At 34.8% G+C, this 25,007-nt stretch carries 21 protein-coding genes and 2 tRNA genes; 10 read left to right on the plus strand and 13 right to left on the minus strand.

The annotated features are described in order from the left end of the window. Positions 1-40: 40 nt before the first annotated feature. From SCB73_RS10495 to SCB73_RS10510, 4 genes are all read right to left on the minus strand, one after another. Complete coding sequence (locus SCB73_RS10495; RefSeq protein WP_320569972.1) at positions 41-2,203, minus strand: Ig-like domain-containing protein; 2,163 nt, start codon at positions 2,201-2,203, stop codon at positions 41-43. Between the two features lie 56 nt (positions 2,204-2,259). Next, the gene (locus SCB73_RS10500; protein ID WP_320569973.1) at positions 2,260-4,365 is read right to left on the minus strand and encodes an Ig-like domain-containing protein; all 2,106 of its coding nucleotides are present in this window, start codon (positions 4,363-4,365) and stop codon (positions 2,260-2,262) included. Between the two features lie 104 nt (positions 4,366-4,469). Beyond that, positions 4,470-5,012 (minus strand): RNA methyltransferase, encoded by a 543-nt coding sequence (locus tag SCB73_RS10505; RefSeq protein ID WP_320569974.1) that lies wholly within the window; start codon positions 5,010-5,012, stop codon positions 4,470-4,472. Positions 5,013-5,093: 81 nt separating this feature from the next. Beyond that, positions 5,094-5,522: a DUF1573 domain-containing protein gene (locus tag SCB73_RS10510; RefSeq protein ID WP_132989343.1), complete on the minus strand. Its 429-nt coding sequence runs from the start codon at positions 5,520-5,522 to the stop codon at positions 5,094-5,096. 156 nt (positions 5,523-5,678) lie between these two features. On the opposite strand from SCB73_RS10510, the gene mutS reads away from it, so the two are divergent. The 4 genes from mutS (at position 5,679) to SCB73_RS10530 (ending at position 9,102) form a co-directional block, all read left to right on the plus strand. Then, positions 5,679-8,285, plus strand: coding sequence for a DNA mismatch repair protein MutS (gene mutS / locus SCB73_RS10515; RefSeq protein WP_320569975.1), 2,607 nt, complete (start codon positions 5,679-5,681; stop codon positions 8,283-8,285). A 159-nt stretch (positions 8,286-8,444) separates the two neighbouring features. Next, positions 8,445-8,517 (plus strand) — tRNA-Gly (locus SCB73_RS10520). Between the two features lie 14 nt (positions 8,518-8,531). Continuing rightward, positions 8,532-8,617: transfer RNA gene (locus SCB73_RS10525), tRNA-Leu, on the plus strand. Between the two features lie 110 nt (positions 8,618-8,727). After that, positions 8,728-9,102, plus strand: coding sequence for a DUF1508 domain-containing protein (locus tag SCB73_RS10530; protein WP_320569976.1), 375 nt, complete (start codon positions 8,728-8,730; stop codon positions 9,100-9,102). A gap of 152 nt (positions 9,103-9,254) precedes the next feature. On the opposite strand, the gene SCB73_RS10535 is transcribed toward SCB73_RS10530, so the two are convergent. Together SCB73_RS10535 and SCB73_RS10540 are read right to left on the minus strand one after the other, a co-directional pair. Further along, complete coding sequence (locus SCB73_RS10535; protein ID WP_109191883.1) at positions 9,255-9,470, minus strand: PG1828 family lipoprotein; 216 nt, start codon at positions 9,468-9,470, stop codon at positions 9,255-9,257. Between the two features lie 340 nt (positions 9,471-9,810). Further along, entirely contained in the window at positions 9,811-11,052 is a 1,242-nt protein-coding gene (locus SCB73_RS10540) for a 3-deoxy-D-manno-octulosonic acid transferase (RefSeq protein ID WP_320569977.1), read from the minus strand. A gap of 132 nt (positions 11,053-11,184) precedes the next feature. Between SCB73_RS10540 and SCB73_RS10545 the strand changes: the two genes are divergently transcribed. The 3 genes from SCB73_RS10545 to SCB73_RS10555 all read left to right on the plus strand — a co-directional run bounded on the left by SCB73_RS10545 (position 11,185) and on the right by SCB73_RS10555 (position 14,360). Next, on the plus strand, positions 11,185-12,315 hold the full coding sequence (locus SCB73_RS10545) for a DegT/DnrJ/EryC1/StrS family aminotransferase (protein WP_320569978.1): 1,131 nt from the start codon (positions 11,185-11,187) through the stop codon (positions 12,313-12,315). Between the two features lie 40 nt (positions 12,316-12,355). Next, on the plus strand, positions 12,356-13,372 hold the full coding sequence (gene galE / locus SCB73_RS10550; protein WP_320569979.1) for a UDP-glucose 4-epimerase GalE: 1,017 nt from the start codon (positions 12,356-12,358) through the stop codon (positions 13,370-13,372). A gap of 82 nt (positions 13,373-13,454) precedes the next feature. After that, positions 13,455-14,360 (plus strand): DMT family transporter, encoded by a 906-nt coding sequence (locus SCB73_RS10555; protein ID WP_320569980.1) that lies wholly within the window; start codon positions 13,455-13,457, stop codon positions 14,358-14,360. A gap of 228 nt (positions 14,361-14,588) precedes the next feature. On the opposite strand, the gene fabD is transcribed toward SCB73_RS10555, so the two are convergent. Both fabD and SCB73_RS10565 read right to left on the minus strand, forming a co-directional pair. Continuing rightward, a complete protein-coding gene (fabD, locus tag SCB73_RS10560) occupies positions 14,589-15,461 on the minus strand; it encodes an ACP S-malonyltransferase (RefSeq protein ID WP_320569981.1) in 873 nt (290 codons plus the stop codon). Between the two features lie 72 nt (positions 15,462-15,533). Continuing rightward, a complete protein-coding gene (locus tag SCB73_RS10565) occupies positions 15,534-15,896 on the minus strand; it encodes a DUF983 domain-containing protein (protein ID WP_320569982.1) in 363 nt (120 codons plus the stop codon). Positions 15,897-16,038: 142 nt separating this feature from the next. On the opposite strand from SCB73_RS10565, the gene SCB73_RS10570 reads away from it, so the two are divergent. Further along, complete coding sequence (locus SCB73_RS10570) at positions 16,039-16,902, plus strand: helix-turn-helix domain-containing protein (protein WP_320569983.1); 864 nt, start codon at positions 16,039-16,041, stop codon at positions 16,900-16,902. 213 nt (positions 16,903-17,115) lie between these two features. Here the strand turns inward: SCB73_RS10570 and SCB73_RS10575 are convergent, their stop codons facing one another. From SCB73_RS10575 to SCB73_RS10595, 5 genes are all read right to left on the minus strand, one after another. Then, the gene (locus SCB73_RS10575) at positions 17,116-17,649 is read right to left on the minus strand and encodes a YceI family protein (protein WP_091492480.1); all 534 of its coding nucleotides are present in this window, start codon (positions 17,647-17,649) and stop codon (positions 17,116-17,118) included. A gap of 276 nt (positions 17,650-17,925) precedes the next feature. Beyond that, positions 17,926-18,156, minus strand: a complete 231-nt coding sequence (locus SCB73_RS10580; protein ID WP_012023810.1) for a (4Fe-4S)-binding protein — start codon at positions 18,154-18,156, stop codon at positions 17,926-17,928. Positions 18,157-18,325: 169 nt separating this feature from the next. Then, positions 18,326-19,042, minus strand: a complete 717-nt coding sequence (locus SCB73_RS10585) for a pirin family protein (RefSeq protein WP_320569984.1) — start codon at positions 19,040-19,042, stop codon at positions 18,326-18,328. Positions 19,043-19,622: 580 nt separating this feature from the next. Next, positions 19,623-19,982 (minus strand): hypothetical protein, encoded by a 360-nt coding sequence (locus tag SCB73_RS10590; protein WP_320569985.1) that lies wholly within the window; start codon positions 19,980-19,982, stop codon positions 19,623-19,625. Positions 19,983-19,987: 5 nt separating this feature from the next. Beyond that, positions 19,988-21,469, minus strand: coding sequence for a helix-turn-helix domain-containing protein (locus SCB73_RS10595; RefSeq protein ID WP_320569986.1), 1,482 nt, complete (start codon positions 21,467-21,469; stop codon positions 19,988-19,990). 220 nt (positions 21,470-21,689) lie between these two features. Here SCB73_RS10595 and aceB point away from each other — a divergent pair, with 220 nt between their 5' ends. After that, positions 21,690-23,291, plus strand: a complete 1,602-nt coding sequence (aceB, locus tag SCB73_RS10600; RefSeq protein ID WP_320569987.1) for a malate synthase A — start codon at positions 21,690-21,692, stop codon at positions 23,289-23,291. A 328-nt stretch (positions 23,292-23,619) separates the two neighbouring features. After that, the gene (gene aceA, locus SCB73_RS10605) at positions 23,620-24,900 is read left to right on the plus strand and encodes an isocitrate lyase (RefSeq protein WP_320569988.1); all 1,281 of its coding nucleotides are present in this window, start codon (positions 23,620-23,622) and stop codon (positions 24,898-24,900) included. The last annotated feature ends 107 nt before the right edge of the window (positions 24,901-25,007 follow it).

A 25,007-nucleotide genomic window follows, 5' to 3' on the forward strand; every position in this document is an offset into this window, starting at 1 on the left:
AATTATCTAATTTTCAAATTGCCATATTTTCTAATTTAATTTATCGTTTTAAAGAAAAATGACCTCTCAAAATAGGTTGTGTATTATCAATTTTTAAAGCGTACCAATAGTCAGATGCTGGTAATGGTGTTTTATTTAGGGTGCCGTCCCAGTATTTTTTTGAAACGTTCAGCTGTGTTATGAATTTGCCATACCGATCAAAAATAGTCACTTCGGCTTCGGGATAATTCTCAATTCCTATTATTTCCCAAACATCATTGTATGAATCATTGTTTGGCGTAAAAAATGCGGGAACTAGCAGAACAATAAAACTTTTTGAAGCCGTTTTGTAACAACTTTTTTCCCTAGCATACGCCGTTTGCAATCCGCCAGGCGCATCATGAAAAACATTAGAATTCTGAAAATTTTCTCCGTCAATAGAATATTCAAAATAGCTTTCGGGATTATTGAGAACAATCGTTACAATTCTATTATCAATTTCTACTTTTTGAATTTCAGGTGCAGGAAGTTCAATTACTTTGATTGTTTTTCTATTACTGCAATTTCCTTGTGTAGAGGCAGTGACATCAACGAAATAAGTTCCTAATTGTGAAACTTTTATTTTTTGAGTGATCTCTCCGGTTGACCACAAATAGTTCATATTGCTAATTCCAGCATCAAGTGTAACTGAATTTGGAACGCACAAAACGACTTCCTCATTTTGAACAGCAGGAAGCGGAAATATTTCTATTTTAACAGGCGTTCTTGTTATAGAACGACAATCATTATTATTGGCTTCAACATAATAAATGGTATTTGAAGAAATGGAAGGGGTAATAAATAAAGAGCCCTTTCCTAAAATTGTTCCTCCAGTTTCAGAATCGTACCAGTTTGCATCACCTTCAGAAACGACAGCTTCTAAAAAAAATATTCCAGAACCGCATTCAGGGTCGGGGCTTGAAACAGAAGTTACTACTGGAACCTTATTTACCCTAACATCAACCGGAATTCTTTTAGAAAAGCAACCGTTATATGACGCAGCAACATAAAATGTTTGATTTGAATTTAAAACTGGAGTTGTGAAATCAGGTCCAGTGGCAATTAAACTTGATCCAGTTTCATCAGTGTACCAATTGATTGTTCCAACTATACTTTCGGCTTTTAGTACAGATGTTCCTGATCCACAAATATCAGGAGCTTTAGTTTCGGTAATTGAAAGCATGGTCAGTGATGTACTTGCAGTTATTTGTGGATAAACATCGCCTGGCATTCCTCCATATTCAACAATATAGCCTCTCGGATAATTTACATTTGTTGGGTCAGAACTTCCGTAAAGCGAAGAATCGTTCCATCTTCCTTTTTGGCCGTGTCCGGGTGGCGTGATATAGGCATAATCTTCGACGCCAATCAAAGCTAGTTCACCGCCATTATTTGGTTCTTTAAAATCATTCCAGTAAGCAAATGTTGTGGTAGAACCGCTTTCTCGACCGTACCAAAATTGAGTTCCTTCCTCTGGGCCGGTTTCCCATAGCCAATAGGGTTCTTTTCGAGTATCGCTTCCGCCAATCCATCCTGTTCCCGAAAGTTGTTCGCCAACAAATATTGCTTCATCTAAAGTTGTAATGGTTACCAAATAACCTTTTAATCCAAAATAATTGCTTGCCGCGGCAGCTCTTTTTGCTTCTCCCCAAGAAATTCCCGGACTAGAAACAAATTGATAATAATGTTTTGATGAAGGCAAATAATTGGCTTGGCCTAAGCTTATCGAAAAATTTCTAATTCCTTTCGGATCGATTGAGCTATTTTTGAATTCAACAGCTTTAATTGCTGTAATAAACTCAGAGAGTGAAGCTGTTTTTCCGGAAGCATTTGAAATAGTAAGAGTGCCAGAATCAGAATTCCAGTTTGAGGTCAAATTAGGATGAGTGCCGACTAAAGTTAATAAATCTTCATCTATCGAATACCCAGAAGAAATTTGAATATAGATTGCATTAATCTCTTCTGTTGCATTGATGGAAACATTCGTTACAATTTTTATTGAGCTATGCGGACAATACACTTGATCTCCAGTTGCAGTAATTGCTGATGCCATTACCGTTGTTTTTTTTGAAGTTTCTTTTTGAGGTATTCTTTCAGGCAAATGTCTTGTGCTGAAAGCAAATAGTATATTACAAAAAAGTAATATAAGTGCCAAAGTACAATTGCAAAAGAATTTAGTTTTCATATTTAAAAATACATTTTTTAATTGAAAACCGTATATGAAACGTTCAAAAATGAGTTTTATCTTTTTAATGTAAAATGTCCTCTTAAAATAGGATGGTTGTCATCAATTTTCAGCGCGTACCAATAATCTGAGGCAGGAAGAGGAACATGATTGAAATTTCCATCCCAGCTCATTCTTGAAGCAGATAATTGCGCCAATAATTTTCCGTATCGATCGAAAATTGTAACCCGCGCCTGTGGATAATTCTCCATACCTGTTACTTCCCAAACATCATTATAACTGTCGTTGTTTGGAGTAAAGAAAGCTGGAAAAACTAAAACAACAAAGTTTTTTGTTGTACCGCCACAACCATCTTTTTCTTTTACATAAGCAGTTTGCAGTCCGCCAGGAACATCATAAAAAATATTTGAATCTTGAAAATAAACACCATCAACTGAATACTCAAAGTAGGATTGTTCTTTTTTAAGATAAATTATGGCTCGCGTTCCTTCGACATCAATACGATCGATTTGCGGAATTTCATGTTCTTCTACAATAATGGTTTTTGTACTTGAGCAACTTTGCGGTGCGGGACTTGTTACTTCGACAGTGTAAGTTCCTGGAGTACTTACCACGATGGTTTGTGTTGAAGCTCCAGTTGACCACAAATAAGTCATTCCAGATATTCCTGCATCTAGCGTTTTTGTTTTAAATTGACATAAAACCACAGTTTCGTCTGCAACTACAGGTGGTGTATAAACCGTAATGTTTACAGGAGTTCGGATTGGATTCAAACAGCCATTGTTTGAAGCTTCAGCGTAATAAACAGCTGATGAAGTAATGTTCGGTGCAGTAAAAATGTTTCCTGTCCAAACGCTTGTCCCTCCCGATGAGGTTGTGTACCAGCTGATTAGTCCTACATCAGTAGAGGCCTGCAATGTTACATTTCCTGGTCCGCATCGTGACACATTTGATTCTGCTACAGTTGGTGTGGCAGGAGTTTTGTTAACAACTGCAGTAACTGATTTTCTGTTGCTTTCACAGCCAGCATCAACATAATAAGTTGTTGTTGTATTTAATATTGGAGTTGTAAATGAATTTCCTGAAGCAATTGCAGTACCTCCATTTGCTTGAGTGTACCAACTGATTGTTGCTCCTGCAGTAGCGGTTGCGTTTATAGTAAAACTTCCTGAATCGCAAATTGCATTTGGTGTCAAAACAGTTGCCTCTGGAATTGTGATTTTTGTACTTGCGGCAATTTGTAAAGGAGATTCTCCAGCAGATCCGCCATATTCAACTACATAACCTTTTGGTTGATAGTTGTCGCCAGGTGTTAGTGATCCTGTGTTTGATAAATCGTTCCATGAACCGCGTATTCCTACTCCAGGTTGTGTAATATGTGCGTAATCTTCATCTCCTTGTTGGTTGGGTTCGCCTGTGTTCCAAAAAGCAAAATTCGGTGTTGATCCATTTGCGGTTCCGTTCCAAAAAACAGTTCCAGCTTCAGGGCCGGTCACCCATTTCCAAACACCTTCAGTTTCTGCATCGCTTCCTCCAATCCATCCCGTTCCTGATGCTTGCTCACCAATTAGCTTGGCTTCATCTGCAGATAAAATTGTAGCTAAATATCCTTTAAGTCCATAATAAGTACTTGCGGCAGCGGCATCTCTTGCTGAAGTCCAAGTAATGCCAATGCTTGGAACATATAAATAAAAATGTTGTGTTGAGGGTAAATAATTGGCATTTCCAATTGTTATTGAAAAAGTTCTGGTTCCAGATGCAGTTGCTGATGAATTTGTGAAAACTACATCTTTTACAGCAGCAATTAAATCAGAATATAGAACATCAGTTCCAGATGGGCTTGTTATGCTTAATTTTCCTGCTGTTGAGTCCCAGATTGTTGTTACGTTAGGATGTGAAGCTGGATTTGCTAATGCAAGCTGATCAAAACCACTTGAATAACCAGATGAAATTTGAATATAAACACCCTTAGTTCCAGTTTCTGCTAGATCATGTTCAATGGTAAAATCGGTTACAATATTTATTGTGCTTTGTGGGCAATAAAGTTGATCTCCGGTTGCTTTGACGATAGGAGCAGTTGTGGTAATTTGAGCAAATCCAAAGAAACTGGACAGCAGTAAAGCGAATAAGATATATATATTAAGAGAACAATTTTTTTTCATTTTATAAAAGTATCACTTTTATAATAATAAAAAAAATATTTCAATTTCTAACAATTAAAGCCTTAAAACAACTTTAAAATCATATTTTTTTAAGCAAAATATTCTTAATTGTTTGTTGGCCAGTTTAATTTCTGAAATAAATCCCAAACCACAATTCCGGCGCTTACAGAGATGTTCAAAGAATGTTTTGTTCCAAGTTGCGGAATTTCGATACAGCCATCGCAAATCGCAACCGCTTCCTGTGCTACACCATAAACTTCATTTCCAAAAACCAACGCATATTTTTGGTTTTTCTCTACTTTGAAATCTTGAAGGAAAATAGCGCTTTCTACTTGTTCGATGGCAAGCGTCAAAACATTTTCTTTTTTAAGATTTTCAATAACTTCAAGCACATTTTCATGATGTTCCCAAGCGACAGTTTCTGTAGCGCCAAGAGCAGTTTTGTGAATTTCCTTATTTGGCGGAGTAGCCGTGATCCCGCATAAAATGATTTTTTCAATCAAAAAAGCATCGGCGGTTCTGAAAACAGAGCCAATATTGTGCAAACTGCGAATGTCATCCAAAACCAAAATTAAGGGTGTTTTGTCTGATTTTTTAAAATCTTCAATCGATTTGCGCTCTAATTCGCTATTTTCAAGTTTTCTCATTTTTTTTGTATTCAGGTCATAAAAAAAGCTTCCAAAGATAAGGAAGCTTTTTCAATTATTTTATTTTGTTTTATTTTCAGATTAGCTTTTTACTGGATCTGGTAAAACAGTACCTTTAATAGTAAGTACTTTTGTTGGTTGTCCTTCAGCATTTGAAGTAACAGTTACAGTTTTTGTAAAAGCACCAACTCTGTCAGTAGCGTATTTTACACCAATAATTCCTTTAGCACCTGGAGCGATTGGCTCTTTTGGTGTAGTAGGAACAGTACATCCGCAAGAACCTTGCGTGTTTGTAATGATAAGTGGCTTTGTTCCATTGTTAACAAAAACAAATTCACGTTTTCCGTCAGCGTTGTGAGCGATTGTTCCGTAATCAATAGTTTCTGTTTCAAAAAGCATTCCTGCTCCTTCAACTTTAGCAACTTTAGCCGCTCCTTTTTTAGTGCTTTGTGCGTTAGAAGCTGTAACTCCAGCAACAGCTAGCATTACAAATAAAATTATTTTTTTCATTTTTATAGTCTTTGTTTAAATGATAAAACAAATCTATGTAAAATTCTTAAATGTCAACTTAAAAATCTCTTAAAATATTTTAATTTTTGAAGCCTTCTTTATGCCGCTAAAAAATTATAAATTCGCTGTCTTAATTTTCATTTAAAATATATCGATTTGGCAGCTAAAGAAAAAGTGGTGAAGGAAACACCTTTAATGAAACAGTACAACGAAATCAAGAGAAAATATCCTGATGCATGTCTGCTTTTCAGAGTTGGGGATTTTTATGAAACCTTTGGAGAAGATGCAATTAGATCTTCTAAAATTCTTGGAATTACGTTGACCAAAAGAGGTGCTGGTTCTGATACTGAAACAGCTTTGGCTGGTTTTCCACATCATTCGATAAATACGTATTTGCCAAAATTGGTCAAGGCAGGACTTCGTGTAGCAATCTGTGATCAGCTTGAAGATCCAAAAATGACCAAAACTATCGTGAAACGCGGCGTAACTGAATTAGTAACTCCGGGAGTTTCTTTAAATGATGAGGTTTTACAATCTAAATCAAATAATTTCTTGGCATCTGTTTATTTTGCCAATAAAAATATCGGAATTTCATTTTTGGATGTTTCGACAGGAGAATTTTTGACGGCTCAAGGAAATGCGGAATATATTGATAAACTGTTGCAGAATTTCAATCCGAGTGAAGTTTTGGTTCCAAAGGCAAATAAAGGAGGTTTTAAAGATGCTTTTGGAGAAGATTTTCACAGTTTTTATCTCGAAGATTGGATTTATAAAGAAGATTATGCTTTAGAAACACTTACAAAACATTTTCAGACGAATTCTTTAAAAGGATTTGGTGTCGAAGAATTGAAAGAAGGAATTATCGCTTCTGGAGCAATTTTGTATTATTTGTCAGAGACACAGCATAATCGTGTGCAACATATTACGGCAATTCAGCGAATTGCTGAAGATGCTTATGTCTGGATGGACCGTTTTACGATTCGAAATTTAGAATTGTATCATAGCTACAATCCCAATGCGGTCACACTTTTAGATGTTATAGACAAAACACTTTCTCCAATGGGAGGTCGTTTGTTGAAACGTTGGTTGGCTTTGCCTTTAAAAGATGCCAATAAAGTAAAAAGCCGACACGAAGTTGTTGCGTACTTAAAATCTAATCCTGAAATTCTGCATAATATTCAATATCAGATTAAGCAAATTTCTGATTTGGAACGTTTGATTTCTAAAATTGCTGCAGGAAAAGTTTCGCCACGTGAAATTGTGTATCTGAAAGAGTCGCTAGATGCTATTATTCCGATAAAAACTTTGGCACTCGAAAGTCCGCAGGAAGCTGTAAAAGTTATTGGAGATAGTTTGCATGCTTGCGATCTGCTTCGCGAAAAAATAAAGGTAACTTTAAATCAAGATGCGCCGGTTGCGATTGCAAAAGGAAATGCTATTGCAAGCGGTATTAATGAAGAGCTTGACGAACTTCGCGCGATATCAACTTCTGGAAAAGAATATTTAGAAGGAATTGAAAGAAGAGAATCTGAGCGTACTGGAATTTCTTCTTTGAAAATATCTTTCAATAATGTTTTTGGATACTATATCGAAGTTCGAAATACGCATAAAGACAAAGTTCCTGCAGAATGGATCAGAAAACAAACGTTGGTGAATGCAGAACGTTATATTACGGAAGAATTAAAAGAATACGAAACTAAAATTTTAGGAGCAGAGGAAAGAATATATAAAATTGAGGCCGATCTTTTTGAGCAATTAGTAGCTTGGATTGCTACATATATCAAGCCGGTTCAAATGAACGCTAATCTTGTGGCGCAGTTGGATTGTTTGTGTTCTTTCACACAATTGGCTATAGAAAATAAATATGTTTGCCCAGAAATTGACGATACATTTGAATTGGAAATCAAAGAAGGAAGGCATCCTGTAATCGAAAAGCAATTGCCAGTTGGAACGCCGTACATTTCAAATGATGTTTATTTAGACAGAGAAACCCAACAAATTATCATGATAACGGGGCCAAACATGTCGGGTAAGTCTGCAATTTTAAGGCAAACTGCTTTGATTGTGTTGTTGGCTCAAATGGGAAGTTTTGTTCCTGCTGAAAGTGTTAGAATGGGAATTGTGGATAAGATTTTTACAAGGGTAGGAGCTTCGGATAATATTTCGATGGGAGAATCTACTTTTATGGTAGAAATGAATGAAACGGCTTCTATTTTGAATAATATTTCAGACAGAAGTTTGGTTTTGCTGGATGAAATTGGAAGGGGGACAAGCACGTATGACGGAATTTCGATTGCCTGGGCGATTGCTGAATTTTTGCATGAGCATCCGTCAAGAGCGAAAACATTATTTGCAACGCATTACCATGAGTTAAATGAAATGACAGAATCGCTTCCGAGAATTCAGAATTTCAATGTGGCGGTGAAGGAATTAAAAGATACTGTTCTTTTTGTTCGTAAATTAGTAAAAGGAGGAAGTGCGCATAGTTTTGGAATTCATGTTGCAAAAATGGCCGGAATGCCACAATTGGTTATTTCGAAAGCGCAAAAACTTTTAAAGAAATTAGAAAAGAATCATTCAAGTGATGCTTTGAACGGAATAAAATCTGCAAATGATGAAATGCAGATGAGTTTCTTTAATTTGGATGACCCTTTGTTAGAGGAGATAAAAGAAGAGATTTTGGGTCTTGACATAAATGCTATAACGCCAGTCGAAGCACTAATGAAGCTGAATGAGATTAAAAGAATGTTGGTCAAAAAATAAAATCAAAAATTTTCAATTTTAAAGTTTAGGTTATCAGAAGGTTATAAAATAAGTAAACTTTTTTTTCAAAAAACGCTTGTGTAATTGAATAAATGTCCTAAATTTGCACTCGCAATACGAAACAAATCAAGTGTTGCGGTTCTTATAAAGAATTGAAATGCGAAAATAGCTCAGTTGGTAGAGCGCGACCTTGCCAAGGTCGAGGTCGCGGGTTCGAGCCCCGTTTTTCGCTCAAAACCATACAATGCTCGGATGGTGAAATTGGTAGACACGCTGGACTTAAAATCCAGTGAACAGCAATGTTCGTGCGGGTTCAAGTCCCGCTCTGAGTACTAAAGCCTCTTCTTTTGAAGAGGCTTTTTTTGTTTTGCAAACTTGCGTTTGATAAATTTACGTAGTAGATTTATTTTAAAATCTAAAATCAACAATCTAAAATTTCTAAATGGGTGCTTTTGTAATTAGCAGGCGATTTAATGATGAATATAAATTTACGTTTACTTCTCGAAAAGGGAAGGTGATTTTTACGAGTTTGAGTTATGAGTTGCGATTTGAATGTGAAGAGGATATTGAGAAATTCAAAACGTCGATTGATCTTGCGAAGTTTTTGAAGTTTAAAGGTTCTGGCGGGAAGTATTTCTTTAAATTGATGCTGGGTGAGGTTCATTTTGCAACAAGCCGTAAATATAGCACGGAATTGCTTTTGCAGAAGGGAATAAAAGAAATCGTGTTGTATGCTTCGAGGGCTGAGATTTTGGACTTCTCATCAAATGAAGCGATTTTTGAAGATGAGCCTCTTGAAGAGGAAGAAATAGAATAGGTAAGACTCCAATAAAATAAAATTCCAAATTCCAAAGCAAGTTGTGTATTGTATTGGGATTTGGAATTTTATTTTATTGGAATTTGCCAATTTTTGGGCATAAAAAAACCATCGCTATGATGGTTTTAAAATTTTTAGAACTTAGGTTCTAATTATTTTTTTACTTCTTCTACTTTAGCAGCAGCAGAATCAACTTTAGCAGCAGCAGAATCAACAGTTGCAGCAGCAGAATCAACAACAGCAGCAGCTGAATCAACAGCAACAGCAGCAGAATCTACAGCAGGAGCTTCAGCAGCAGCGTCAGCTTTTTTACAAGATACAACAGTTAATACAGCAACAACAGCTAAACTTAAAAATACTTTTTTCATCTTACTTTATTATAAAAGGTTAATTATTAATTCGTGGCAAAGATATAAATTTTTTAATATGTAAAATATTTTTTCACTTTTTTTTTAAAATATTTTCGTTGCTCACGATTATCTTAGTTATCAAAAAACATGCCAAAATACCAAAAAATTATTATATTATTGTATTTTTCGAGGAAATTATTTTTTGTTGCATAATCAGCAAAAAAAGAACGTGTCCGTATTCGTTTGCTTGCGGTTTATTTTGTTTTTTGTGAGATATTCTTTAGCTGGATAAGTGTGAAATTAGCTTGTTTAAGCGCTATTTTCGATTGCAATGACCTCTAAACAGGTTTGTAGTCTTTTAGACTGTTTGTGAAACTATTTCCATAATGCAATTTGTGGCTCCTTTATTATCACGAATAAAAGATTTGCATATTTGACTTTTTTCTTCAAAATATTCTTTGTTTGCAAGCAATCGGTCGAAATTTTGCTTTAATTCGATATTGTTGGAAATTGAAATGCAACCTCTTAATTGTACCAATGAAACAGCTTCGGCAAAATTCGAATAATTTGGTCCGATTAAAATTGGGATTCCGAAAGTGGCTGGTTCCAGTACATTGTGAATTCCTGGATTTCCAAAACCACCTCCAACATAAGCAATTGTTCCGTAACTGTATATTTTGGTCAACAAACCAATTGTATCGACTATAAAAACATTGTATTTTGATAAATCGCCAGCTTGTTCTTTTTCTGAAAACAAAACGGTCGATTTTGTGATTTGCGTTTTTAAACTCGAAATTTGATCTTCTTTGATATTGTGAGGCGCAATAATAAATTTTACATTTTCTGAGGCTTGATTGATATATTCCGCTAATAACGCCTCATCTTTTGGCCATGAACTTCCTACAACAATTGTGGGTTGGTTGTTTTTGAATTCCGCAATAAAATCAACTTTATTGTCTCTTTCTAAAATTGCGGCAACGCGGTCAAAACGTGTATCTCCAGAAACAACAGCATTTTGAAATCCGATAGCTTCGATTTTTTCTTTTGATTTTTCATTCTGCACAAAAAAATAAGTAAACGCTTTTAATGCTTTTCGGTAGAAACCGCCATACCATTTAAAAAACATTTGGTTGTCTCTAAAAATTCCTGAAATTAAATACGTTGGTGTTTTGCTTTTTTCTAATTCTTTTAAATAATTGAGCCAAAATTCATATTTGATGAAAAAGGCGATTTCTGGATGAGCTAATTTTAAAAACTTTTTTGCATTGCTTTTTGTGTCTAAAGGAAGATAAACGGTGACAGCTGCAACTGTGTTATTTTTACGCACTTCGTATCCCGATGGTGAAAAAAAAGTTACAATAATTTTATGTGTAGGGTATTTTTCTTTGATTTTTTCAATTACGGGAAGTCCTTGCTCGTATTCGCCTAAAGAAGCTGAATGAAACCAAATAGTTTTGTCTTCAGGTTTGATTTTTTCTTGTAAGATAGAGAAAACGTCTTTGCGGCCTTCAACAAAAAGCTTAATTTTCGGACTAAATAGCGCAATGATTCTTAAGAAAAATCCTGCTAAGTGTATGGCGAAATTGTATAAAAAAAGCATCTAATAATTTTTGCAGCTAAATTACATTTCTTTCGACTATTTTCATTGGTTTGAAGCTATTAATAACTATTTTTGTTCCTTCTTTTAGAGATTCTGTCAAAAAACAGGTCTTTATTTTAAACGTTATTCAAAATGAAAAAAATACAAATGGTTGACTTAAAAAGTCAATACGAAAAAATAAAATCTACTGTAGATGCTTCAATTCAGGAAGTTTTAGATACAAACACTTATATCAACGGACCTTTAGTTCATCAGTTTCAAAAAAATCTTGAAGATTATTTAGGCGCAAAACATGTTATTCCATGTGCGAATGGAACAGATGCTTTGCAAATAGCCATGATGGGGCTTGGTCTTCAGCCAGGAGATGAGGTAATTACTGCCGATTTTACTTTTGCAGCAACTGTTGAGGTTATTGCTTTGTTGCAATTGACTCCGGTTTTAGTTGATGTGGATTTGCATAATATGAACATCGATATCGAAGCTGTTAAAAAAGCAATCACGCCAAAAACAAAAGCGATTGTTCCGGTACACTTATTTGGACGTGCTGCGAATATGGATGCGATTATGGAAATTGCGGCAGAACACAATTTATATGTAATTGAAGACAATGCGCAGGCAATTGGAGCAGATTATATCTCTAAATCAGGTTCGAAGGTGAAAGTGGGAACAATTGGCCATGTTGCGGCAACTTCTTTTTTTCCATCTAAAAACTTAGGGTGTTATGGAGATGGAGGAGCAATTTTCACCAATGATGATAAATTAGCGCACATTATCCGTGGCATTGTAAATCATGGAATGTATGAGCGTTACCACCACGATGTTGTGGGAGTAAATTCTCGTTTAGACAGTATTCAAGCAGGAGTTTTGAATGCAAAATTGCCTTTATTGGATGAATATAATAAAGCACGTCGTTTAGCGGCAACAAAATATAATGCAGCTTTTGCTGGAAATGCAAAAATTATTACTCCTGATTTTGATGCAAACGAAAATGATCACGTTTTTCATCAATATGTTTTACGAATTATTGATGCAGACCGAAATGTTTTGATGCAACATTTATTAGATAAAGGAATTCCTTGTGCAATTTACTACCCAATTCCGCTTCACTCTCAAAAAGCATATTTAGATCCGCGCTATAAAGAAGAGCAATTTCCAGTTACCAATCAATTGGTTCAAGAAGTTATTGCTTTGCCAATGCACACAGAACTTGATGACGAGCAGATTAAATTTATTACTGATAGCGTAATTGAATTTTTGAAGTAAGAAATTATAAGCCAAAAAATAACAACAAAACAACCAAACAATGAAAGTATTAGTAACAGGAGGATTAGGTTTTATTGGTTCTCACACCGTAGTCGAATTGCAAAATGAAGGCTTCGAGGTGGTGATAATTGATAATCTTTCTAATTCTTCAGAAGATGTTTTAAAAGGAATTACAGCGATAACAGGTAAGACGCCTTTATTCGAAAAATTAGATTTAAGAGAAAAAACGTCAGTTCGGGATTTCTTTAAAAAACATAATGATGTTACAGGAGTGATTCATTTTGCTGCTTCTAAAGCAGTGGGAGAAAGTGTTGAACAGCCTTTATTGTATTATGAAAACAACATTAGCAGTTTAGTTTATCTTTTGCAGGAATTACAACAAAAACCTGAAGCGAGTTTTATTTTCAGTTCTTCTTGTACGGTTTACGGCCAAGCCGAAAAAATGCCAATTACAGAAGATGCGCCAGTTCAAGCTGCAATGTCTCCTTATGGAAATACAAAACAAATTGGCGAAGAAATTATTACAGATACAGCTAAAGTAACCAATATCAGCGCTATTTTATTGCGCTATTTTAATCCAGTTGGAGCGCATAAATCAGTAGAAATTGGTGAATTGCCTTTGGGAGTTCCTCAAAATTTAGTTCCGTTTATTACACAAACTGGAGTAGGATTGCGCCAGGAATTATCAGTCTTTGGAGATGATTACCCAACGCCGGATGGAACAGCTGTTCGCGATTATATTCATGTTGTTGATTTAGCAAAAGCACACGTAATTGCTTTGCAAAGACTATTGAACAAGAAAAACTTAGCGAAAGTCGAAACTTTTAATCTTGGAACTGGAAAAGGAAGTTCTGTTTTAGAAGTCATTCACAGTTTTGAAAAGGTCAGCGGTAAAAACCTGCCTTATAAGATGATGCCTCGTCGTGAAGGTGATATTACTGAAGCTTATGCAAATACAGATAAGGCAAATAATGTCTTAGGATGGAAGGCTGAATTAAGTCTTGACGAAGCAATGGCAAGTGCATGGAAATGGGAACAAAAAGTGAGGAGTAAATAATTCTTTGCTTTAAAATTATAAAATTTTAAGATCCCAAATTATAGCAATATAGTTTGGGATTTTTTTTAGCTAATTGATTATCATGAAACAAAGTTTAGATTATAAATTAATTTTTGCTCTAGCAGCAGTTGGAATTGTTTGGGGAACAACATTTTTAGGAATTCGTGTTGCGGTCGAAACGATTCCGCCTTGGTTCGTAACTTCAATTCGTCAAGGTTTGGCCGGATTGATTATGATGACTATTTTGTTGTTTAAAAAAGAATTAAAATGGATTGGCTGGGCAAATTTCAAGCAACAGCTTATCCCTTCAGTGTTAATGATTGTAATTGCCAATGGTTTTACAACAATTGCAGAACAAACATTGCCAAGCGGATTAGCTTCTGTAATAAGTGCATTATCTCCAATATTGATTTTTCTAGGAAGTATTTTAGTCGGGTTGCAAAAAATGAGTTTGAAGGGGTTTGTTGGGGTATTAATTGGATTTTCAGGAGTCGTTTTTATATTCAAAGACGGATTAGCGTCATTTTTAGATGCCGATTACAGAATAGGAATGATGTTTATGGGATTTGCAATTTTGGCTTGGGCCATAGGAACAATTTACACCAAAACACACGCCAATAAATTAAATAATATTGTGCTTAACTTGTTTTATCAATTTACATCTGCGTCTTGCATTCAGTTGGTTTTGGCTTCTATTTTTTCGCCAAATCCAGATTTCAGTTCGTGGACTTACAGAAGTATTTTTGCAGCTTTGTATTTGTCGATTTTTGGTTCAGTTATTGCTTTTTTTAGTTATAGTTATGCTTTAAAACATGTTACGGCAGTTCAAGTTTCTATTTTGGCTTATATCAATACTATAATTGCTGTTTTTTTGGGTTGGTTGCTTTTAGATGAAGTCATTACAATTGATTTTATTATTGCAACAGCTTTAATTATACTTGGAGTTTTTATTGTGAATTACAAGAAGAAGGAAAAGAAGGCTGTATAAATAATATCTAAAAAATATTATCTTTTGTGTTTGCCTTTTAGTTTGTCATTTCGACGAAGGAGAAATCTTCGCAAGAAACTCTATATAGAAAGTCCGCAAACTTTGTCGAGCTACTCGCGAAGATTTCTCCTTCGTCGAAATGACAAAAGGCTCTGAAAAATCTATTTTCCAGAGCCTTTTTTATGCAATATTTGATTTGAAAGATGTACTGTTGTGCATCTCTGCTAATTAAGCATTAGCAACAGCAGCTTCTTTATCAATTTTATTAATCAAACCAGTTAAAACTTTTCCAGGACCAACTTCAGTAAACAAAGTAGCGCCGTCAGCAATCATTTGCTGTACAGACTGAGTCCATTTTACAGGAGCGGTTAATTGGATGATTAAGTTCTTTTTAATTTCATTAGCATCAGAAACCGCGTTTGCAGTAACATTTTGATATACTGGACAAATTGGAGTAGAGAAAGTAGTTGCTTCAATTGCAGCAGCTAATTCTTCTCTTGCAGGTTCCATCATTGGAGAGTGGAAAGCACCTCCAACAGGTAAAATTAGAGCGCGTTTTGCTCCTGCAGCTTTCATGGCTTCGCAAGCTTTTTCAACTGCTGTAGTTTCTCCAGAAATAACTAATTGTCCTGGGCAGTTGTAGTTAGCTGCAACCACAACACCGTCGATAGAAGCACAAACTTCTTCCACAACATTATCCGCTAAACCTAAAACAGCAGCCATTGTAGATGGAGTGATTTCGCAAGCTTTTTGCATTGCTAAAGCACGTTGAGAAACTAATTTTAAACCATCTTCAAAAGATAAAGTTCCGTTTGCTACTAAAGCGGAAAATTCTCCTAAAGAGTGTCCTGCAACCATTTCCGGTTTGAAATCTTCTAAAGTTTTAGCTAAAATAACTGAATGTAAAAATACAGCTGGCTGCGTTACTTTAGTTTCTTTTAGTTCTTCGGTAGTGCCTTCAAACATAATATCTGTAATTCTAAAACCTAGAATTTCATTAGCTTTTTCGAATAATTCTTTGGCTAAAGCCGAATTTTCATAAAGGTCTTTACCCATTCCTGTGAATTGCGCGCCTTGACCTGGAAATACGTATGCTTTCATTTGTCTAATTTGTTTTTATTTTTTTTTGGAATTGAAAATTAGCTTCAATTGAAAGGCAAAAATAATACTTTTTTATTTCGTATAATCCTTAAACATGTAAATCCACGCTAATCTGGAAAATCGGAGATTAAAAGGCGTTAATAAAGTAATAGTCACAGCAATAATTGGTAAAATTCTTAAATCGAAATTTTTATCAAAGAAAAACTGTGCAATACAATATGTTGTAATTCCTTGAGCAACAGTTAGTCCGTAGTTTACATACATAGCGCCAAAGAAATAACCAGGCTCTTTTTGAAATTTATAATTGCAGTGACTGCAGTATTCATTCATTTTTGGAAAGCTAAAATTCAGAAAAATGTTCTTGTCTGTAAAAACTTTTCCTTTATGACAAACAGGACATTCGTTTTTTAAAATATGAGTTAATGCGCTTGACATGATATTGTTAATTTTTGTTTATACAAAGGTAATTCAGGGCCTTATAAAAGTCTTTTTAGTATCTTCGCTTTTTATAGCACAATAAAGACATTTTGTCTTTAAATTTTAAGAATATCCCGAAGCTTCGGGACCAAATTACAAAATGAAAAAGTACCCCATTTATAGCGTCCAGAATTTTAGCTGTAACGACATTCACCGTGATTTTTATATGAATACTTTTAAAGAGCACCTAAAAAATCACAGTTTTGTAGAAGAACCGCATCGTCATGATTCGTATTTAATGGTCTTTTTTACCAAAGGTTCTGGATTGCATGAAGTGGATTTTGACCAGTTTGAAATCAAAAGAGGAAGTCTTTTTGTCCTACAGCCAGGACAAATGCACCATTGGAATTTATCTGAACACATCGAAGGTTTTGTAATTATCTTTTCGCAGGAATTGTACAATCTGTATTTTGGACAGAAAAAGATCAACGATTACAACTTTTATCATTCCATTCAAAACCGACCAGAAATGGTTTTTGAAGAAAAGGAAATTCCCAAAATTCTTCCGTATTTTGATTTGCTGATTCAGGAAAATAGTCAGGCTAATAAATATCAATTAGATAAATTACTGAATTTATTGGATTGCCTTCACATTGAAATAGCCAGAAAATATGGAGAAACCTATTCCCATCAAACACATTCATACAATATCAAAATCAACAAGTTTGAATCTCTTTTAGAAGAACATTTCAGAACCCAAAAACTGCCATCATTCTACGCAGAAAAACTAAATATCACATTGAAGCATCTGAATAGAATCTGCAATGAAATCCTTCAAAAAACAACGACAGAAGTCATTACAGACAGAGTAATTCTAGAAATAAAACGAATGTTGATTGACAAACAATTAGCTGTAAACGAAGTCGCATTCAAAGTCGGATACGAAGATTATTCCTATTTCTCCCGCTTCTTCAAAAAACAAACCGGAATTTCCCCAACAGAATTTAGAAATATTGTGAGATGATTTTTTTTAGCCACGAATTATTATTTTATTTTTAGCCACAGATTAAATAGATTATTTGGATTTCTAATCTGTGGAAATCCTTTAAATCTGTGGCAAAATTTCTGCTTTGAGAGAAAAAATTTGTGGAAATTCATGTAATTCGTGGCAAACAAAAAAGCTCTGCAAAATGCAGAGCTTTCAATAACCAACCAATTAAATCTAAAACCAAATAGATTAGGCTTGTTTTACAAATTGTAATTCAATGTTCAAACGAACTTCTTCGCCTACTAAAACACCACCTGTTTCAAGAGCTGAGTTCCAGTTTAAACCCCAATCTTTACGATTAATTTTTCCTTCTATGCTTAAACCTACTTTTGTATTTCCCCAAGGATCAGTCATGATTCCGCTAAATTCTACAGGAAATTTAACAGATTTAGAAACGCCTTTGATAGTTAAATCTCCAGTTAATTCATAATCTCCATCATCAATTTTCTTGAAAGACGAAGCTTTGAAAGTTAATTTTGGATTGTTTTCTGCATCAAAGAAATCAGCACTTCTTAAGTGTCCGTCTCTGTCTGCATTTGCAGTATCGATAGAAGCGATATCGCCAGAAAATTCGATTGCTGCATTTTCGAAATCATTTCCTTCTGTAGTAATTGTAGCGTCGTAAGTTCCAAATTTTCCTGAAACATTAGTAAACATCATGTGTTTAACTTTAAAACCAATTTCTGAGTGAGTTGGGTCAATTGACCATTTTGTAGTTGCCATAATTTTATTTTTTTAAATAATTAATTTGTTTCATTTTGATAGGACAAAGTTACGGTGACAGTTGTCCCGGAGCACTTAACCTAGATTAAGAAATAAAAAATGTGTTTTTTTTGCCACAGATTGCACGGACTAAAAGGATTAAAAAAGATATTGCCACTAATTACACGAATTTCCACTAATTTTAATTCAACTTATTTTGTGGAAATTCGAGTAATTAGTGGCGAATAAAAATCATTTTAATCTGTGTAATCTGTGGCAAAAAACTATGTATAAAGCTTAGCTTTTGTTATTCATATAAAAGGTCAACGCTCCCGACGGACATTTATTAACCGTAGAAATAATTTTCTCAGTAGTAGATTGTTCTGGAGTAATCCAAGGTTTTTCTTTTGGACGAAAAACATCTGGATTGTTTTTGACACAATTGGCAGAATGAATGCATTTTCCAGATTGCCAAACAATCGTTACTTCGCCGTTTGTATATTCTTTAGTGAGGTTATTCGGATTCATGATTGAAAATTTTAAATAGTTAGTTTAATTTTAAAGTCAGACCAATTTTTTTACTTATAAAGTTAGTCTTTCTTTTTTGAAATGGAATAAAAAAAAGAAACGATAATAATCTGATTTTCAGATTTTTTATCGTTTCAAAGTACAGGTATTAATTGTTTTTTTGTTTGAATTAATAATTCATCGGAATGTCCATTAATAAAAATTCAGCATCTGTATTGGCTTTAATATTTAAAGTATCGGTTCCTGAAATTCCAACTGCATCACGAGAATTTAATTCCTGACCGTTGATGGTAACATTTCCTTTTAAAACGAAAGCATAAACTCCGTTTCCTTCTTTTTTGATTTTGTATTCGGTTGCGATTCCGGCATCGAAATTACCCATGTTGAACCATGCGTCTTGGTGAATCCAAACACCCTCATCATCTGCATTTGGAGATAAAACCTGAGACAATTTATTATGTCTGTCGGCAACATCCAAAGTGATTTGCTGATAACGTGGCGTCACATTTCTTTTGTTTGGAAACAACCAAATCTGCAACAATTTAGTTTGCTGATCTGCATTTGGATTAAACTCACTATGTTGAATTCCAGTTCCGGCGCTCATCACCTGAATATCTCCATTTTTGATAATTTCAGTATTTCCCATGCTGTCTTTGTGAGCCAAATCTCCTTCAAGTGGAATCGTAATAATTTCCATATTATCGTGAGGGTGAGTTCCAAATCCCATTCCGGCAGCAATCGTATCGTCATTCAAAACGCGAAGCGCTCCAAACTGAATTCTGTCCGGATTGTACCAGCTCGCAAAACTAAAGCTGTGGTAGGCGTTCAGCCATCCGTGATTTGCGTTTCCTCTTGTGTCTGCTTTGTGCAATACTATATTTTCCATGATTTTGTCCTTTCGTTATTTTTATGGTACAAAGATACGGCCGATGTAGAGGAAAAGCACTTAATCTAGGTTAAGAAAAGATTCTAAGATTCTAAGTTGCTGAGATTCTAAGTTTTTTCGAAGAATTTTCAAGATTGTCAAAATTATCTAATTGGCATATTCCCAAATTATCTAATTATTTTCTGGAGCAGAAGTATAGTTTTCAAAAGATGTATAGTCTCGCTATCCGTTGCAATCTTTTGTGGTGAACCCCACCACAAAAGGATTTCCACTTCTATCGGGGCTAAACGAGAAGTTTCTTTTTTGTAAGAAACGTATATTTTAGTTCACATAAAAAGTTCCGAAGGAACGAAACATATTATAGGGATGGATTTTAATCCATTCTACGCATGAAGCTCGATAAAGATTGCAAATTAACACGTTTTTACCTCAAAGTTACCACATAGTTTGTCATCTCGACAAAGGAGAGATCTCCGCAATTAGTTCCATATAGTATATCGCCAATCTTTGTCGAGCTTCTCGCGGAGATTCCTCGTTCCTCGGAATGACAAATAGGACCTGATAAAAAGATAGAGCTTAATTATTTAATCCGAATCAATTTTCCTTTCCCAACCACTTCGTCAAGATAATTCGCAACAAGACTTTGTTTGTCATGCATAAAAAAATCAATAGTATCTTTTGTAATTTGATCTTTCGGAATACTTATAATTAAGTCTCTATTAATGAAATTATCCAATAATATCACATTGCCATAAGAAACTTTCCCTTTTGGCAGATACTTATTATCAAAAACAAAAACGCTGTCCTTAAAAGTAATTTTGTCTTTTTGGATATAAGCATTATCGTCTTCAATCAAGTAATTATAACGGCCAATAAGTTTTTCCGTTTTTTGGTTGAAATTGATGAAGAACAAGGTTATTAGTAAGGCAAAATATTTCATAATAGTTAACTGTATTGATTCATAAACTGCTGTACAACTGCATCTGTATTCTCATGGCGTTTCTTTTTTTCTAAAACAATTGGCGGAGCAGCTCTTTCTAAACAGTCTTTTACAGCACAAGTTTCGCAAGTTACACCAACAATTCGTTTTACCAAAGGTTTTCCGTCAATGAGCTTAAATTTCTTTTTCATAGTCGGATTGATTAAAATTCCAACCGAAATACTTCGAATAGTATCATGCAAAAAAGGATCTTTTGTGGCCGATGAAAAAACTAAATATTCATTTCCACTATTGGCGTAGCTGGATATTTGAGCATCAAAAAAATGAGATTTATTTTGTTTGATGGCTTCGTCAATTGTTTTTACAGAAACCCATCTTCTGCAATAATGTTCGTTGGTTTCGTTGGCGTGCGGTTCCTGCTGGTGCGTAATGTGCAATTCTTTGTTTATCTGATAAAAATCAGAACCCATTTTATGTGATAATCTTAAAAAGAAAAGGTTTTTGAGCTGAAAATCTTTCGGCAATAAATTGGTCAATCGCTGGTAAAAGGATTCAGGCGAAACTTCGAAGCTTTCAATTAATTGAACAAATTCTTCCGGTTTCGGATTTTCATTTTCTAAAAAAGAATTGATTTTATCAACCACTAATTTTCTCGGCAATAATAAAGCACCGGCAAAATAAGAAGCATAAAAGTTATGCAGAACCTGATCGAAATTTTCAAACTTAATCCAGCTAAACGTTAGCAGACGATCAGAAATCTTCATGTAATTATAGGCAATTTCTTTAGCTAAAATAAACGCTTTCTGCGGAGCATCAAGTTCGGTTGAAAGCAATAAAGTTTTGCTTTTCGGAACATAAATCGAACGTAAATCGTCTAAAGCTTCCTGATCTGCAAAAGCAATTTCTTTGATGTTGTATTCGTATTCTTCTTTTAAAATTGCTTCCAGTTCTTCAACGCTGATTTTAGAATCCAGATTAATTTGAAATGACTTCGAAAACGAAATGACTTTTTCTTCTAAATCTTCAAAATAATTGCTGTGCGCTTCTTGATACGAGCGCAAAGCAGCTAAAAAGAAACTTTCACGACTCAAATTATAATGCTGTGCAATTTCGATTATCGTACTAATAAATGCATTGACTTTTGCTGGAGCATTCGCAATAATATCAATTAAATCAGCTTCCTGAATTCCAAAAAGTTCGAGCGGAATCTCTTTTAAAATTCCAGATTTCAAGATTTCGCCAATCGGAGCGAGGTTGTTATCTAGTTTTAAAGACACCATTTGGTCGTAAGTCACGTCCAAATGTTCGCATAAAAGCAAAATTTTATCTGTTTTGGGATATTTTTTTCCCTTTTCAATCTCGTTTAAATACGATTTTGAAAGATTAGTCAGTTTGGCCAAACCAAAAAGAGACAAGTTTTTTTGCGTTCGAACCTGTTTCATTTTTAGCCCAAAAATCAGCTTTATATAGTCTTTTTCGATATCCATAATCCAAATGTAAGTAATCTAAAAATAATCGCCAAAAAAATATTTTTAAAATTTAGCGAACGTTCGCTTGTTTTGTAAAAAACTTTTTTATAACATTGTATCGTTGAAACTTATTAATTATGAATTAATTATGAATTAGTTATGATTTAGGTGTTTTGACGAAATAAAAAGGATAAACAGAAAATCTGTTTTTTCAAATTAAAAATTAAAATCTGCAGCTATGAAAAACCAAGTAGAAATCACTGAAATGGCTATAGAATTCCTAGCCGACAAAAAGTTTTCCTATCCAAAAATCTGGACAGAAGAAGCAACTGCGTTTATGATCGAATTGCATAAAAAATTCGAATCGCAGAGAAAATTATTGCTTTTACAGAGAGAACAGAAACAAGTCACTTTTGATCAGGGAATCATGCCGGTTTTTATTCCAGAAACCAAAAATATCAGAGAAAGTAATTGGACCGCTGGAGAAATTCCAAAAGATTTACAAGACAGAAGAGTAGAAATTACTGGGCCAGTTGATCGAAAAATGATTATCAATGCTTTAAATTCTGGCGCTAAAACCTTTATGGCCGATTTTGAAGATAGTACTTCACCAACTTGGCAAAATCTGATGGACGGCCAAATGAATTTGATTGATGCTGTTAACAAAACCATCACTTTTACGGATTTGATAAAACAGAAATCATATCACTTAAATGAAAAAATCGCAACGTTGATTGTTCGTCCAAGAGGTTTGCATTTGCCTGAAAAACATGTTTTGATTGAAGGAAAAGAAGTTTCAGGTTCTTTGGTAGATTTTGGTTTGTATGTATTTCATAATCATAAAAGACTTTTGGGAAACAATTCTGGACCCTATTTCTACATTCCGAAATTAGAACATTATCTGGAAGCGCGCTGGTGGAATACTGTAATTGATTTTACAGAAGATTATCTAAATCTGAAACGTGGAACCATAAAAGTGACGGTTTTAATTGAAACTATAACCGCAAGTTTTCAGTTGGACGAAATCATTTATGAATTGAAAGAACATATCGTTGGTTTGAACTGCGGGCGTTGGGATTATATTTTCTCTTACATCAAAAAGTTTAGAAAAAATCCAAAATTCATCGTTCCAGATCGTGATCAGGTAACTATGACTTCGCCTTTTATGAATGCCTATTCGAATCTCGTAATTCAGAGATGTCATAAAAGAGGAATTCATGCGATTGGCGGAATGGCGGCTCAAATTCCGATTCGAAATAATGAAGAAGCAAATGCTGTCGCTTTCGCAAAAGTAAAAACCGACAAAGAACGTGAAGTTCGAAACGGCCATGATGGAACTTGGGTAGCGCATCCAGATTTAGTTTCAATAGCAAAAGAGATTTTTGATAAAGGAATGCCAACTCCAAATCAGATTCATGTAAAAAGAGAACATCGAAAAATTACAGAAGCTGATTTGATAGAACCGCCAATTGGCTTGATTACAGAAAACGGAGTCAGAAAAAACATAAATATAGCGGTTTTATATCTGGCTTCATGGCTAAACGGACAAGGTGCAGCTGCTTTGCATAATTTGATGGAAGATGCGGCAACTGCCGAAATTTCAAGATCGCAATTGTGGCAATGGCTTCAGAATAAAGTGATTTTAGATAATGGACGAAAATTAGATTTGACGTATTATCATGAATTGGCTTTAGATGAATGCCAAAAAATCAAAGAAGAATTAGGAGAAGAGAATCACGAAAAACAGCAATTTCCATTAGCCGAAAAATTGCTGGAAAGACTGGTTGTAAACCTGCATTTTGTGGATTTCTTAACGATTCCATGCTATAAATATTTATGAAACTTTTAAAAATCTACTCAATCTGCCAAATCTGCGAGCGAATAATTTTCCCACAGATTTAGCAGATTAGGCAGATAAAATGAGGATTAAAGTTAAACTTAAAATTATTTAAACACATAGAAACATAGATTTTAGTTTTCTAATAAAAAGGAAAAAGAAAAAACTAGTTTTCACACATAGTGCTATGTGCATTGAAAACAAGTGAAACGCCTTTCAGCTCAAAGCATAACTATGTTTCTATGTGTTGAGAAAAAAATCTCGATTCAGAACTGAGAACTGAAAACTGAGACTGAAAACTTACTAACAAACCACTTTAACTATACTATTTATGAAAACAACAGAAAACAGAATTCAGGAATTGATTAACGATTGGATTACGAACCCGAGATGGAAAGGCGTGGAGCGCCCTTACACCGCAAGCGAAGTAGTAACGCTACAAGGGTCTTATAAAATTGAGCATTCTATTGCCAAAATGGGTGCAGAAAAATTATGGAGAAAGTTAAAAAGTCAGGATTATGTTGCGGGTTTGGGAGCGTTGACTGGAAATCAGGCGATTCAAGAAGTCGATGCAGGTTTAGAAGCGATTTATTTAAGCGGATGGCAAGTTGCTGCCGATGCAAATCTGGCAGGAGAAATGTATCCAGACCAATCGCTTTACCCGGTAAACAGCGTTCCGATGGTGGTAAAAAAGATTAATAACGCCTTATTGCGTGCTGATCAAATTCAGATTGTAAATAAAATTGAAGATAAAATAGATTATTTAGTTCCAATTGTGGCTGATGCCGAAGCAGGTTTTGGAGGAAATTTAAATGCTTTCGAATTAATGAAATCGATGATTGAAGCCGGAGCTTCTGGGGTTCATTTTGAAGATCAATTAAGTTCTGCTAAAAAATGCGGGCACTTGGGCGGAAAAGTTTTGGTGCCAACACAAGAAGCAATTAATAAGCTTATTGCTGCCCGTTTGGCTTCAGATGTTATGGGAGTTCCAACTTTAATCGTTGCTCGAACAGATGCTGATGCAGCTAATTTACTTACGAGCGATGCAGATCCAAGAGACAGAAAGTTTTTAACAGGAGAAAAAACACCTGAAGGTTTCTTTTACGTAAAAAACGGAATCGATCAGGGAATTGCAAGAGGTTTGAGCTACGCACCATACGCAGATTTGATTTGGATGGAAACCAGTAATCCTGATTTGGATTACGCTAGAAAGTTTGCAAAAGCAATGAAAAAAGAATTTCCAGATAAAATGCTGGCTTATAATTGTTCGCCATCTTTCAATTGGGCAGCAAAATTATCAGTTGCCGAAATGGAAACCTTTAGAGAAGATTTGGCAGCAATGGGATATCGTTTTCAATTCATCACTTTGGCAGGATTTCATGCTTTGAATACAAGTATGTTTGAATTGTCTAAAGCCTACAAAGAGCGCGGAATGGCAGGATATTCTGAATTGCAAGAGCGAGAATTCGCTTTACAACAAAACGGATTCAGAGCTGTAAAACATCAGGCTTTCGTAGGAACGTCTTATTTCGACGCCGTTCAAAATACCGTAATGCTAGGAAAATCAGCAATAACAGCAATGGAACATTCTACTGAGGTTGAGCAATTTTAATTCACAATAACACGGTTCATTTTTGAGCCGGTTTTTTTTTTGCCACAGATTTTACAGATTAAAGGAATTAAAAAAAGCTTGCCACGAATTTCACGAATTCACACGAA

The sequence above is a fragment of the Flavobacterium sp. KACC 22761 genome, assembly GCF_034058155.1.
Lineage (GTDB): Bacteria > Bacteroidota > Bacteroidia > Flavobacteriales > Flavobacteriaceae > Flavobacterium.

What these genes read in the sequence shown, in the direction of transcription:
- aceB (WP_320569987.1), top strand. Translation starts at nt 21,690, where the DNA reads ATGAAAAACCAAGTAGAAATCACTGAAATGGCTATAGAATTCCTAGCC.
- SCB73_RS10555 (WP_320569980.1), top strand. Translation starts at nt 13,455, where the DNA reads ATGAAACAAAGTTTAGATTATAAATTAATTTTTGCTCTAGCAGCAGTT.
- SCB73_RS10545 (WP_320569978.1), top strand. Translation starts at nt 11,185, where the DNA reads ATGAAAAAAATACAAATGGTTGACTTAAAAAGTCAATACGAAAAAATA.
- SCB73_RS10590 (WP_320569985.1), bottom strand. Translation starts at nt 19,982, where the DNA reads ATGAAATATTTTGCCTTACTAATAACCTTGTTCTTCATCAATTTCAAC.
- SCB73_RS10595 (WP_320569986.1), bottom strand. Translation starts at nt 21,469, where the DNA reads ATGGATATCGAAAAAGACTATATAAAGCTGATTTTTGGGCTAAAAATG.
- SCB73_RS10530 (WP_320569976.1), top strand. Translation starts at nt 8,728, where the DNA reads ATGGGTGCTTTTGTAATTAGCAGGCGATTTAATGATGAATATAAATTT.
- SCB73_RS10535 (WP_109191883.1), bottom strand. Translation starts at nt 9,470, where the DNA reads ATGAAAAAAGTATTTTTAAGTTTAGCTGTTGTTGCTGTATTAACTGTT.
- SCB73_RS10570 (WP_320569983.1), top strand. Translation starts at nt 16,039, where the DNA reads ATGAAAAAGTACCCCATTTATAGCGTCCAGAATTTTAGCTGTAACGAC.
- SCB73_RS10565 (WP_320569982.1), bottom strand. Translation starts at nt 15,896, where the DNA reads ATGTCAAGCGCATTAACTCATATTTTAAAAAACGAATGTCCTGTTTGT.
- SCB73_RS10510 (WP_132989343.1), bottom strand. Translation starts at nt 5,522, where the DNA reads ATGAAAAAAATAATTTTATTTGTAATGCTAGCTGTTGCTGGAGTTACA.
- aceA (WP_320569988.1), top strand. Translation starts at nt 23,620, where the DNA reads ATGAAAACAACAGAAAACAGAATTCAGGAATTGATTAACGATTGGATT.
- SCB73_RS10585 (WP_320569984.1), bottom strand. Translation starts at nt 19,042, where the DNA reads ATGGAAAATATAGTATTGCACAAAGCAGACACAAGAGGAAACGCAAAT.
- SCB73_RS10500 (WP_320569973.1), bottom strand. Translation starts at nt 4,365, where the DNA reads ATGAAAAAAAATTGTTCTCTTAATATATATATCTTATTCGCTTTACTG.
- galE (WP_320569979.1), top strand. Translation starts at nt 12,356, where the DNA reads ATGAAAGTATTAGTAACAGGAGGATTAGGTTTTATTGGTTCTCACACC.
- SCB73_RS10540 (WP_320569977.1), bottom strand. Translation starts at nt 11,052, where the DNA reads ATGCTTTTTTTATACAATTTCGCCATACACTTAGCAGGATTTTTCTTA.
- SCB73_RS10505 (WP_320569974.1), bottom strand. Translation starts at nt 5,012, where the DNA reads ATGAGAAAACTTGAAAATAGCGAATTAGAGCGCAAATCGATTGAAGAT.
- SCB73_RS10495 (WP_320569972.1), bottom strand. Translation starts at nt 2,203, where the DNA reads ATGAAAACTAAATTCTTTTGCAATTGTACTTTGGCACTTATATTACTT.
- fabD (WP_320569981.1), bottom strand. Translation starts at nt 15,461, where the DNA reads ATGAAAGCATACGTATTTCCAGGTCAAGGCGCGCAATTCACAGGAATG.
- SCB73_RS10575 (WP_091492480.1), bottom strand. Translation starts at nt 17,649, where the DNA reads ATGGCAACTACAAAATGGTCAATTGACCCAACTCACTCAGAAATTGGT.
- SCB73_RS10580 (WP_012023810.1), bottom strand. Translation starts at nt 18,156, where the DNA reads ATGAATCCGAATAACCTCACTAAAGAATATACAAACGGCGAAGTAACG.